Raw genomic sequence first — 11,462 nt, forward strand, 5'->3', positions numbered from 1 at the left:
GGGACCCGCGACGGCGGGCTCAGCGAGGAACGTCGTCTGCCAGTGGTCCGCGAGGACGGAAACTGGCGGGTGTGCGGTGACCCCTTCTGAGCCCTCGGTCGTCCGTCCCAAGCGGCCCTGGTTGCTGCGCGAGCGTCGGGGGGTGGAGCCCACCACGTCGATGGAGCTCTTCTTCGACCTGGTCTTCATCTTCACCATCACCCAGTTGGCGCACTACCTGATCGCGCACCCGGACTGGCGTGGCGCCGCGCGCACCGCGCTGCTGCTGGCGCTGGTCTGGTTCGTGTGGATCTACACCGCCTGGGGGACGAACTGGCTGCGCCCCGACCAGGCACCGGTGCGGGCACTGCTGATCGCGCTGATGCTGGGCAGTCTGCTGCTCTCGGCGGCGATCCCCGAGGCGTTCGCCGGCGCCGGACTGGTCTTCGCGCTGGTCTACGCGACGTTGCAGGTGGGCCGCACCGGGTTCGCGATCTGGGCGGTGCAGGGCCAGCCGTGGCTGGTCGACGGGTTTCAGAAGACGCTGCCGTGGTTCGTCGGGACGTCGCTGCTGGTGGTGCTCGGCGCCGTGGTCGGTGGCGCCTTCCAGGAGGCACTGTGGGCGGCGGCGATCGTGATCGAGGTGATCGGCCTGTCGGCCGGGTTCCCGGTGCCCGGTCTGGGCCGTAGCCCCGCCGAGCGGTGGATGGTGGAGGGCGGGCACCTGGCGGAGCGGTGCCAGGCGTTCATCCTCATCGCCCTGGGCGAGTCGATCCTCGTCACCGGGAGCACACTCGCGCAGCACCTGGACCTGAGGATGGTCGGTGCGTTCGTGCTGGCGTTCGCCGGTTCGGTGGCGCTGTGGTGGGTGTACTTCGCCCGGTCGGCCCCGGCGGCAGCGGAGGTCATCGCGCGCGCCGGTGAGCGCACCGGCGCGTTGGGCCGGCTGGCGTTCAACTACCTGCACCCCGTGATGGTCGCCGGCATCATCGTCACCTCGGCGGGCGACGAGTTGCTCCTACGCGAACCAGGTGCCCCCGCCAGCACGGTCGCCGCGCTGTTCACCCTGGGTGGCCCGGCGCTGTTCCTGGCCGGGCACGCCGGCTACAAGGCGGTGCTGTGGCGGACCCTGCCGACCAGCCGGATCGCGGCGGTGCTGCTGTTGCTGGCGTTGATCCCGGTGTTCGTCGGGCTGGGAGTGCCGGTCGCGGCGTGCGCGGCGGTGGCGTTGACGGTGACGGTCGCCGTGATCCTGGCCGACCGGGTGACCCGGGAACGGGCGTCTCAGTCGCGCGGGCCGAGGTCGCCGCTGCGGTAGTGCCGGCGGCAGAGCACCTGGTAGCGCACCTCGGCGGTGTCGACGGTGTCGCCGATGACGACCTGGGCGCCCTCACGGACGACCCGCCCGTCGACGACGCGGGCGTTGAGCAGCCCTTCGCGGCCGCACCAGCAGAGCACCTCGACCTGGATGCGGGCCACCTCGTCGGCCAGTTCGAACAGGCGCTGCGCGGCGGGGAACAGCCGCGACCGGAAGTCGGTGGCCAGGCCGAACGCGAACACGTCGACGTCGTAGCTGTCCACCAACTCGGCCATCTGCTCGACGTGCTCGACGGTGTAGAAGCACGCCTCGTCGCAGATCAGGTAGTCGACGCGTACCCCGTCGGCCCACCGGCCGCGCACCAGGGCCCGCAGGTCCAGGTCGTCGGTGACCTCGATGGCCTCGTGGGCCAGGCCGATACGGGTGGTGACCTGCGGTCCCAGCGACCGGTCGATGCGGGTGGTGACCAGTCCGCGGCGGCCCTGCCGGGCGTGGTTGTAGTTCATCTGCAACGCCATCGTGGACTTGCCGCAGTCCATCGGCCCCCAGAAGAACTTCAACGCCGCCGCGTGCACCGGACGCCCGTCGAGCCCGCGCGCGGCCGCGCACCCGGCCGGTGCGTGTGGCTGGCCGGGGAACGGGTGGGCCAGGCAGGTCGGGGCGGTGGCGGCGTCGTCGGTCACGGTCGGGCAGCCTAGCCCATTGACCGGCCCGGATCGGTCGGGCGCGGGACCCGTGCTCAGAGCACCCGGGGTGGCGTGTTGCCCGCGGCCACGATGGCACGGCGGATCGGCACGGCGGCCAGGAGCAGGAACCCGACCACGAAGAAGATCAGCAGTGAGACCAGGCCCACCCGGTACGAGGCGGTGAGTTGGAACACCAGGCCGAAGGCGAGCGGGCCGAGCCAGCTGGTGCCCTTGTCGCTGATCTCGTAGAAGCCGTAGTACTCGCCCTCCTTGCCGGCCGGGATGAGCTGGCTGAACAGCGACCGGCTCAGCGCCTGGCTGCCGCCGAGGACCAGGCCGATGGCCGCGCCGAGGACCATGAACGGCACCGGCGCCTCGGCCGGCAGCCGGAACGCGCCGATGATCACACCGGTCCAGAGCACCAGGCTGAGCAGCACGGTCTTCCAGGCGCCGATGCGCCGCGCCAACGCGCCGAGGCTCAACGCGCCCCCGAAGGCGAGGAACTGCACCAGCAGGATGGTGATGATCAGGGTGCTCTGGTCCAGGCGCAGTTCCTCGGTGCCGTACTGGCTGGCCAGGGTGATGACGGTCTGGATGCCGTCGTTGTAGACCAGGAACGCCAGCAGGAAGAACAGCGTCAACGGGTACGCCTTGATCTCCCGCAGGGTGCGGCCCAGCTGCCGGAACCCGTCGGTGAGCACGTTGCCCCGCCGGGCCAGCGCCGCCGCCGCGCTGGGGCGTTCCCGCAGCCAGCGCAGCGGCACCAGGGTGAACACCGCCCACCACACCCCGGCGGAGACGATCGACCAGCGGGCCAGGTCCAGGGTGCGCTGCGGGTTGTCGTCCTCGCTGAACAGAGTGACCGCGACCAGGTTGAACGCCAGCAGCAGACCGCCGCCCAGGTAGCCCAGCGCCCAGCCGCGGCTGGAGATGCCGTCGCGTTCGTCCGGGCCGCCGAGCTGCGGCAGGAACGAGTTGTAGACCACCACGGCCGCGCCGAAGGAGATGTTGGCGACCAGGAAGAGCGCCCCACCGAGCAGGTAACGGTCGCCGGTGACGAAGATCATCGCGACGGTCGCGCCGGCGCCGGTGAACGCCGCCCCGCCGAGCAGGCGCTTCTTGTGCGTCGACCGGTCGGCGATCGCCCCGATCACCGGCAGCACGAACACGGTGAGGAACACCGACAGCGAGATCAGGTACGGGTAGTAGGAACCCGCCGCCACCCGGATGCCCAGCGGGTGCACGTACCCGTTGCAGGTGTCCGCGCCCAACTCGCAGCCGGCGGCCAGCTCGGCGACGGTGGTGATGAACGGGCCCAGGAACACCGTGATGACGGTGGTCTGGAACGCCGAGTTGGCCCAGTCGTAGATGTACCAGCCGCGCCGCTCCCGGCGGGTGCTCGCCGGAGGCGGGGTGTCGTCCACCGTGGGGGTCACGGTCTCGGCCATCGGGGGTCCTTCGACGCTCAGGCGGCCCAGTGGCCGCGGCTGCGGTAGACGTCGCGCAGCACGCCGACGTGATCGGTCATGATGCCATCCACGCCACGATCCAGTAACTCGTGCATCTGGGCTGGTTCGTCGATCGTCCAGACGTGCACCTGCAGGCCGATGCGGTGGCAGTAGTCGAGGAACCGGCGGTCCACCACCGGCACCCGCCCGTAGCGCGGCGGCACCTGCGCGGCGACCACCGACGGCGGCAGCCGCAGCGGACGCCCGTGCAGGGAGGCCAGCCGCAGCCGGGCGACGCCGCGCATGCCCAGGCTGGTGGCGACCCGTCCCTCGGTGAGCGCCCGCAGCCGGGTCAGCCGGGCGTCGCTGAACGAGGCGAGCAACACCCGGTCGGCGGCGCCGACCCGGGTCACGGTCGCGACCGTCGGCTCCACGCCGCCGTCGGCCTTCACGTCGATGTTGAAGCGGACCTGCGGCCACGCGCCCAACACCTCGTCGAGCCGGGGTACGACGGCAGCGCCGCCGACGCGTACCGAGGCGAGGTCGGCCCAGCTCATCTCGGCGATGCGCCCCGCCTCACCGGTGACCCGGTGCAGCGTCGGGTCGTGGAAGATCACGGCCACCCCGTCCGCGGTGGCGTGCACGTCGGTCTCCACGTACCGGTAACCCAGCCCGATGGCCCGGGCGAACGCCTCGGTGGTGTTCTCGTCGCCGTCGGCGGCGCCGCCACGGTGGGCGAACGCCAGCGGCGCGGGCGCGTCGAGGTAGCCGAATCGGGTCAACACGCGACGCAGTATGCCCTCGGTGGGTGGCCGGCGGGTGACCGGCCGGCGTCTGTCGCCCGCTCGCGCCGCCGCGATGACCGTCAGCCGCAGATCAGGTCGTCCAGCAGTGTCATCTGCCGCTCGATGATCGCCACTGCCGGGCCCGGGTCGGCCAGCTCGCTGGCCAGGTACAGGACCGTCGAGCGGCGCCCGTCCAGGCTGACGGCGGCGAGGGTGCTCATCCCGGGCATGGAGCCGACGTGCGCCCAGGAGCCGCCGCACCGGTTGGGTATCCACATGATGCCCAGCCCGTAACGGATGCCTGGCCGGATCCCCTGGAACCCGTCGGCCAGCACGGTCTGCTGCAGGGCGGCCACCTGGGCGGGTCGCAGTAGCTGACCGCGACCGACCGCCTGCCAGAAGCGGGCCAGGTCGGTGGGGGTGCTGACCAGGCCGCCAGCCGAGGCCGTCACGGTCGGATTGAACACGGTCGTGCCGACCATCGGCCCGCCGGGTGCGAACTGCCGGTACCCGTTGGCGTGCGGCCGGGGCAGGGTCGGCTGGTCACCCGGGTAGAACGTGTGGGTCAGGCCCAGCGGCCGCAGGATCCGCGACCGCACCTCGGTGTCCCAGCGATGCCCGGTAACGCGTTCGATGAGCATCCCGGCCAGCAGGTAGTTGGTGTTCGAGTAGCTCCAGCCGGTGCCGGCGACGAACAGCGGCGAGTGCCGCATGGCCGTCGCCACCTGCTGCGCCTCGTTGTAGTGGTCGAAGCGGTGCGCCAGGAACTCGTCGGCCGACTGCAGGGCGACGAGGTCGCCGGTGGCGTCGTAGAGGCCGCTGGTGTGCTGCAGGACCTGGCGGATGCTGACGTTCCGGCCGTCGTTGCCGCTGCCGGTGACGACACCGGGCAGCCAGCGTTCGATCGGGTCGTCCAGCCGGATCCGGCCCTCGCCGACGAGTTGGAGTAACACCACCGACACGAACGTCTTCGTGGTGCTGCCGATCCGGAAGTACCCGTCGAACGGCACCGGCGCGCCGGTGACCAGATCGGCCACGCCGCTGCGCGCCGCGGTCACCCGGTTTCCATCGCGGATCAGGCCCTGCGTCCCGGACACGCCCAAGCCGTGCAATTCGTCGAGGCCGTGCTGGAGCACCGTGGCCGTGGACCGGTGATTTTGGGTGGGCGGCGTGGCCGACCCGGCCGCCGCGCCGACCGTGGTGGTCAACACTGCCGCGACGGTCGCGGCCGCCACGACGCCGCGCCATCGGACCGCCTGCCGCACTGCGAAAACTACGCTCACATCAACGCTCCCGTCTGGATGACGACCGTGCCCAAACGGTACGAAGAGCCTCGATGTCCGCACCAACCGGAAAACCCCAGAACTGATGTGGGGGTTTGCCCCCAGTACCGGAGAAGGAGAGCTTCGGCGCCGGCGCGTGTCGGCACGGACCTACGGACTCAGGTACCGCAGGACCGCGAGGACGCGGCGGTTGTCCGCCTCGTCCTGGGGCAGCCCCAGCTTGTCGAAGATGCTCGCGACGTGTTTTTCCACGGTTCCGCCGCTCACCACGAGCGCGTCGGCGACGCCGGCGTTCGAGCGCCCCTCGGCCATCAGCGTGAGCACGCGGCGCTCGCGCGGGGTCAGCGCCGCTACGCCGTCGGCGCGGCGGTTGACGCTCAGCAGTTGACCGACGACCTCCGGGTCGAGCGCCGTGCCGCCGGTGGCCACCCGCTGCAGCGCGTCGGCGAACTCCGCGACGTCGGCCACCCGTTCTTTCAGTAGGTACCCGACGCCCGCCGCGTTGCCCTCCAGTAGTCGGGCCGTATACCTGGTCTCGATGTACTGCGACAGCACCAGCACCCCTGTGCGGGGGTACCGGCGGCGGATTTCGAGTGCGGCGCGCAGCCCTTCGTCGGTGTGCGTCGGCGGCATCCGGATGTCGGCCACCACGACGTCGGGCTGGTGCTCGGTCACCGCGGCCAGCAGCATGTCGCCATCGCCCACGGCGGCGCACACCTGGTGGCCGTGGTCCTCGATCAGGCGGGCAAGCCCCGCCCGGAACAGGGCCGCGTCCTCGGCGATCACCACGCGCACACTCATGCGCGCAGCGGAAGCTCGACGGTGATCGTCGTTGGACCACCGGGCGGGCTCGCGATGGTGAGCGCCCCGTCGACCACGGCGACCCGCTGCGCCAACCCGGACAGGCCGGTGCCCCGGGTCGGATCGGCGCCACCCGTGCCGTCGTCGGCGACGCTGAGCCGCAGCACTTCCCGCCCTCCGGCCACCCGGATGACGATGGTGTTCGCGAAGCTGTGCTTGGCGGCGTTGGCCAGCAGTTCGGCGGCGCAGAAGTACGCGATGGTCTCGATCGCGGGGGTGGGCCGAACCGGGATGCCGATCTCCAGCTCGACCGGGATCGCACCGTCGGCGGCCAGCGAGTCGAGGGCGTCGGCCAGCCCGTTGTCGAGCACCGGCGGGTGGATCCCGCGGGTCAGGCTGCGCAGTTCACCGAGCGCGTCCTTCGCGCCGCGCAGCGCGGCGTCGACCAACTCGCGGACGGCGGCGGCGTCCGCGACCTCGTCGCCGTCACCGAGCTTGCGGCGGGCCATGCCGAGGTTCATGGCCAGGGTGGCCAGCCGGATCTGCGCGCCGTCGTGCAGGTTGCGTTCGAGCCGGCGCAGCAGCGCGGCGGAGTCGTCCACGGCCGACGCCCGGCTCAACTCCAGGTCGTGGACCCGCTGCGCCAGCCGCCCTGGCCCAAGCAGACCTCGGATCAGCCAGGCGTCGGCGGACGTGACGAGTCTGGTCACCCAGGGCGCGGCCAGCAGCATCGCCGCTCCCGCCGCGGCGGCGGCGAACGTGCCGCCGAGGGTCGCGACGCGGAAGGTGCCGTCGCCGAACAGCCCGAACGGCGTGAACACCGGCACCGGGTCCAGCCGGACTCCCGGCGGGTGGTTGCGGAAGGCCCCCCACAGGAGCGGGTAGCTCAGGTTGACCAGTCCGCCGATCCAGAAGAACACCGCGTACAGCTCGATCAGGCTGACCGGCAGCTTGGCCAGCAGATACCCGATGACCCGCCAACCGGCCCCGTCGCGGAAGCCGGGCCAGGCCCGACCGGCGAGGCTCGACCGCACCGGCGGCGGCGCCGCGACTCGGACCCCGAGCAGCCGAGTCGCGAGCGTGCGCTGCAGTGCGCCGAGCCTTCGGGCCGCTGTCGTCGACACCAGCGGCACGAGCAGCAGTCCCACGCTGACAACGGCGATGGCCACGTCGCTCGGGGCGGGGTTACCCCGCGCGTCGCTGCTGACCAACCAGCTCAGGTCCACCGCGGCAACGAAGAGTGCCACCGGGTTGAGCACGAGAAACGGCAGCCCGGCGAGGCAGAACACCAACTCGCGACCCGCGCGCTGGCTGAACGGGGCCACGCCTACCGCGTGGGCGCCCCTCCACAAGCGCCTGCCCCGCCTCTGGACGCCCGGCGGCGGGTCCGCGGTTGGCGTGCGCAGCGCAAGGCCCATGCCGTCATCCTCCTCCCCGCACACCAAGCGCCTCTGCCCACGCGTCCCGCTTGGCCAGCAGTCAACCGCCGATGGTCGGTGCGACCACGGCGTACGGGCACAGCACGCCGCGCCCGGCCCACGCTGGCTTCGGAAGATCACGCTAGGCGCGCGGTGGTCCGGGCGGGAGCCGGCTGGCAGCCGTCTTCCGCTGGGGGATTTCCCCCAGGCCGGCCGGCTGGGGGCTACGCGAACGGCCGGTGGTCCACCGGAACCGGAGTTGATCTCGACGCCGGCCTCAGGCCGAGGGGCGGCGGTGAGTGCGGCTGGGGTCGGTGGGTCGGCCGGGGTCGACGTGCCGGGGCAGGTCCGGCTCGTCGGGGCGCAGCGGGGCCAGGTTGTCGGTGAGCGCGTCGATGATCCGGTCGGTGCCCCGGCGGGCCGCGCCGGGGTTGGCAGCCGACGTCTCATCGAGGTCGACGGGTACGCCGAAGTGCACCCGGATCACCGGCCGGCGCCACAGTGAACGGGCGATGCCGCGCAGCATGCCTCGGGGCGCCTGGTAGGGCAGCACCTCGTGCGAGCCCCACTGGGCGACCGGGACGACCGGGGCGCCACAGGCCAGGGCGAGTCGCGCGGCGCCGGTCTTGCCGCGTTCGGGCCACAGGCCGGGGTCCAGGCCGATGCGGCCCTCGGGGTAGATGAGGATCACCGAGCCGCGGGCGACTGCCGCGGCGGCGTCGTCGAGGGCCCGGTGCACGGCGCTGGTGCCCCGGTCGACCCGGATGTGCCCGGCGTGGCGCATGGCGGCGCCGAACACCGGGACGCGGAACAGTCCGGCGGTCGCCATGATCCGCGGGGCGATGCCGCGGGTCTGGCAGGCGGCGGCCATGACCACCGGGTCGAACGGGCTGATGTGGTTGGCGGCCAGCACCAACGGGCCGCGACGCAGGTGCGCCGGGACGTCGCCGGTGACCTCGAGGCGGGCGAGCAGGCCGACCAGGCCCCGGGCCAGCAGAAGGGCTGCGCGCCAGATCAGCGGCGGCTGCCAGGTGGAGGTGTTCATCAGCGCGCCATCGTCGCACGCGGCGGCGGGGCCGCGAGGGCGGGTTGGCGGGTTGCCCGGGTGATCAGGGTCATTGGTCCGGGGAGACTGCGGGCCGGCCAACCCTCTACGACGAGCAGTAGTATTTACTACGTCTCGTAGTACGGATGGTTGGGGGTTTTCAGGTGGACGCGTTGGACGTTGCCCGCTGGCAGTTCGGTGTCACCACCGTCTACCACTTCCTCTTCGTGCCGCTGACCATCGGCCTCTCCGTGCTGGTGGCCATCCTGCAGACGATGTGGCACCGCACCGGCAACGAGCGCTATCTCAAGCTCACCAAGTTCTACGGCAAGCTGTTCCTGATCAACTTTGCCATGGGTGTGGTCACCGGCATCGTGCAGGAGTTCCAGTTCGGCATGAACTGGAGCGACTACTCCCGCTTCGTCGGCGACGTCTTCGGCGCACCCCTGGCCATCGAGGCGCTTGTCGCGTTCTTCCTCGAATCCACCTTCATCGGCCTGTGGATCTTCGGCTGGGACCGGCTGCCCAAGCGGGCGCACCTGGCCAGCATCTGGGCCGCCGCGATCGGCACCAACCTCAGCGCGTACTTCATCCTCGCGGCGAACTCGTTCATGCAGAACCCGGTCGGCTACCGGATCAACCCGGACAGCGGACGCGCCGAGTTGACCGACTTCCCGGCCGTGCTGACCAACAAGGTCGCCCTGATCACCTTCCCGCACACCCTGGCCGGCTCGTTCCTGGTCGCCGGGTCGCTGATCGTCGCGGTCGGCCTGTGGCACGTCATCCGCAACCGCGACTCCGCCGACACCGGCGCATACCGCTTCGCCACCAAGTTCGGCTCCTGGGTGGTCCTGGTCGCCTCCGCCGCCGTGCTGTTCACCGGCGACATCCAGGGCAAGATCATGACGGACGTGCAGCCGATGAAGATGGCCGCCGCCGAGGGTCTCTACACCACCGAGAGCCCCGCCTCGTTCTCCGTGCTCACCATCGGCAGCCTGGACGGCACCCGCGAGGTGTTCGCCCTCAAGATCCCGTACCTGCTGTCGTACCTGGGCACCGGCGACCCGAACGGCACCGTGCACGGCATCAACGACCTGCAGGCCCAGTACGCCACCCAGTACGGCGCGGGCAGCTACACCCCGATCATCCCGGTCACCTACTGGAGCTTCCGCTTCATGATCGCCTTCGGGATGGCGGCCGGCGCAATCGCCCTGCTGGTGCTCTGGACCCAGCGCAAGGGCCGCACCCCGAGCAGCAAGTGGCTGCTGCGCGCCGGGCTGGCCATGCCGGTGCTGCCGTTGCTGGCCAACTCCTTCGGCTGGATCTTCACCGAGATGGGCCGCCAGCCGTGGATCGTCTTCGGCGAGATGCTCACCCGCAACGGGGTGTCCCGCAGCGTCTCGCTGGCCGAGGTGCTCACCTCCTTCACCGCCTTCACCCTGATCTACGCCACCCTCGCCGTGATCGAGGTCAAGCTGCTGCTGCGCTACGCCAAGGCCGGCGTGCCCGACGTCAGCGAGCAGCCCCCCGCCGACGACACCGACGACGCCGAGCGCCCGCTCGCCTTCGCCTACTGATCCCGGGAGCCCATCGTGGAACTGACCACCATCTGGTTTCTCCTCGTCGCCGTGCTGTTCACCGGGTACTTCATCCTGGAGGGCTTCGATTTCGGCGTCGGCATGCTGCTGCCCGTGCTCGGCCGCGACGACCGGGAACGCCGCGTCCTGATCAACACCATCGGCCCGGTCTGGGACGGCAACGAGGTGTGGCTGATCACCGCCGGTGGCGCCATGTTCGCCGCGTTCCCCGAGTGGTACGCCACCCTCTTCTCCGGCTTCTACCTACCGCTGCTGCTGATCCTGCTGGCCCTGATCATCCGGGGCGTCGCCTTCGAGTACCGGCACAAGCGCCCCGAGGCGTCCTGGAAGCGCCGCTGGGACACCGCGATCGTGGTCGGCTCGCTGCTGCCGGCGATCCTGTGGGGCGTCGCCTTCGCCAACATCCTGCGCGGCGTGCCACTGGACGCCGACCACGAGTACGTCGGCGGCCTGCTGGACCTGCTCAACCCGTACGCCCTGCTGGGCGGCGCGACCACCCTGGCGCTGTTCCTCACCCACGGCGCGGTGTTCCTCGCCCTGAAGACCACCGGCGACATCCGCGAGCGCGCGGGCGCCCTCGCGGTACGCCTGGGCGTCGGCGCCGCCGTGCTCGCGGTCGGGTTCCTGACCTGGACGCTGACCATCCGCTCCAGCGCCGCCGCCGTCGTGCTCGCCGTCGGCGCGGCCCTCGCCCTGCTCGGTGGGCTGGCCGCCGCCCGGGTACGCCGGGAGGGCTGGGCGTTCACCGGCACCGCCGTGGCGATCGGCCTGGCCGTGGCGACCCTGTTCGCGGCGCTGTTCCCGAACGTGCTGCCCTCCACCCTGGACGCGGCCGGCACGCTGACGGCCACCAACGCCGCGTCCACCCCGTACACCCTGAAGATCATGACCTGGGTGGCGGTGATCTTCACTCCGGTGGTGCTGGCCTACCAGGGGTGGACGTACTGGGTGTTCCGCAAGCGCATCGGCGTGGCCAACATCCCGCAGCACTGACCGGCCGGGGCGTGCCGCGGGGCCAACCCCGTCGATCATGAACTTGTGGTGCCCACCTTGCGCCCCGAGGGTCATTTGTCGCCCACCACAACTCCATGATCGGCGCGG

General features: G+C 71.4%; 10 protein-coding genes. 3 read left to right on the forward strand and 7 right to left on the reverse strand.

Going from position 1 to position 11,462, the window contains the following annotated elements; translation table 11 throughout:
* Positions 1-76 precede the first annotated feature (76 nt).
* The gene (locus PSH25_RS17930; protein WP_238660168.1) at positions 77-1,297 is read left to right on the forward strand and encodes a low temperature requirement protein A; all 1,221 of its coding nucleotides are present in this window, start codon (positions 77-79) and stop codon (positions 1,295-1,297) included.
* On the opposite strand, the gene PSH25_RS17935 is transcribed toward PSH25_RS17930, so the two are convergent.
* The 7 genes from PSH25_RS17935 to PSH25_RS17965 form a co-directional block, all read right to left on the reverse strand.
* Entirely contained in the window at positions 1,264-1,980 is a 717-nt protein-coding gene (locus PSH25_RS17935) for a thymidine kinase (RefSeq protein ID WP_112586966.1), read from the reverse strand. The genes PSH25_RS17930 and PSH25_RS17935 overlap by 34 nt on opposite strands.
* A gap of 56 nt (positions 1,981-2,036) precedes the next feature.
* Positions 2,037-3,431, reverse strand: coding sequence for an MFS transporter (locus tag PSH25_RS17940; RefSeq protein WP_238660169.1), 1,395 nt, complete (start codon positions 3,429-3,431; stop codon positions 2,037-2,039).
* A 17-nt stretch (positions 3,432-3,448) separates the two neighbouring features.
* The gene (locus PSH25_RS17945; protein ID WP_238660170.1) at positions 3,449-4,216 is read right to left on the reverse strand and encodes a glycerophosphodiester phosphodiesterase family protein; all 768 of its coding nucleotides are present in this window, start codon (positions 4,214-4,216) and stop codon (positions 3,449-3,451) included.
* 80 nt (positions 4,217-4,296) lie between these two features.
* Complete coding sequence (locus PSH25_RS17950) at positions 4,297-5,451, reverse strand: serine hydrolase domain-containing protein (RefSeq protein WP_238660171.1); 1,155 nt, start codon at positions 5,449-5,451, stop codon at positions 4,297-4,299.
* Positions 5,452-5,649: 198 nt separating this feature from the next.
* The gene (locus tag PSH25_RS17955) at positions 5,650-6,294 is read right to left on the reverse strand and encodes a response regulator transcription factor (protein WP_238660176.1); all 645 of its coding nucleotides are present in this window, start codon (positions 6,292-6,294) and stop codon (positions 5,650-5,652) included.
* A gap of 2 nt (positions 6,295-6,296) precedes the next feature.
* Positions 6,297-7,625 carry a sensor histidine kinase gene (locus PSH25_RS17960; protein ID WP_238660172.1) on the reverse strand — a complete coding sequence of 443 codons (1,329 nt, stop codon included), beginning with the start codon at positions 7,623-7,625 and terminating at the stop codon, positions 6,297-6,299.
* A 370-nt stretch (positions 7,626-7,995) separates the two neighbouring features.
* The gene (locus PSH25_RS17965; RefSeq protein WP_238660173.1) at positions 7,996-8,763 is read right to left on the reverse strand and encodes a lysophospholipid acyltransferase family protein; all 768 of its coding nucleotides are present in this window, start codon (positions 8,761-8,763) and stop codon (positions 7,996-7,998) included.
* Between the two features lie 164 nt (positions 8,764-8,927).
* On the opposite strand from PSH25_RS17965, the gene PSH25_RS17970 reads away from it, so the two are divergent.
* Together PSH25_RS17970 and cydB are read left to right on the forward strand one after the other, a co-directional pair.
* Positions 8,928-10,340 (forward strand): cytochrome ubiquinol oxidase subunit I, encoded by a 1,413-nt coding sequence (locus PSH25_RS17970; protein WP_238660177.1) that lies wholly within the window; start codon positions 8,928-8,930, stop codon positions 10,338-10,340.
* Positions 10,341-10,355: 15 nt separating this feature from the next.
* Positions 10,356-11,354 (forward strand): cytochrome d ubiquinol oxidase subunit II, encoded by a 999-nt coding sequence (gene cydB, locus PSH25_RS17975; protein WP_238660174.1) that lies wholly within the window; start codon positions 10,356-10,358, stop codon positions 11,352-11,354.
* The last annotated feature ends 108 nt before the right edge of the window (positions 11,355-11,462 follow it).

The sequence above is a fragment of the Micromonospora foliorum genome (assembly GCF_022229015.1).
Taxonomy (GTDB): domain Bacteria; phylum Actinomycetota; class Actinomycetes; order Mycobacteriales; family Micromonosporaceae; genus Micromonospora; species Micromonospora foliorum.

Coding starts and splice junctions, on each gene's coding strand:
- PSH25_RS17940 (WP_238660169.1), bottom strand. CDS start 3,431: ATGGCCGAGACCGTGACCCCCACGGTGGACGACACCCCGCCTCCGGCG.
- PSH25_RS17965 (WP_238660173.1), bottom strand. CDS start 8,763: ATGAACACCTCCACCTGGCAGCCGCCGCTGATCTGGCGCGCAGCCCTT.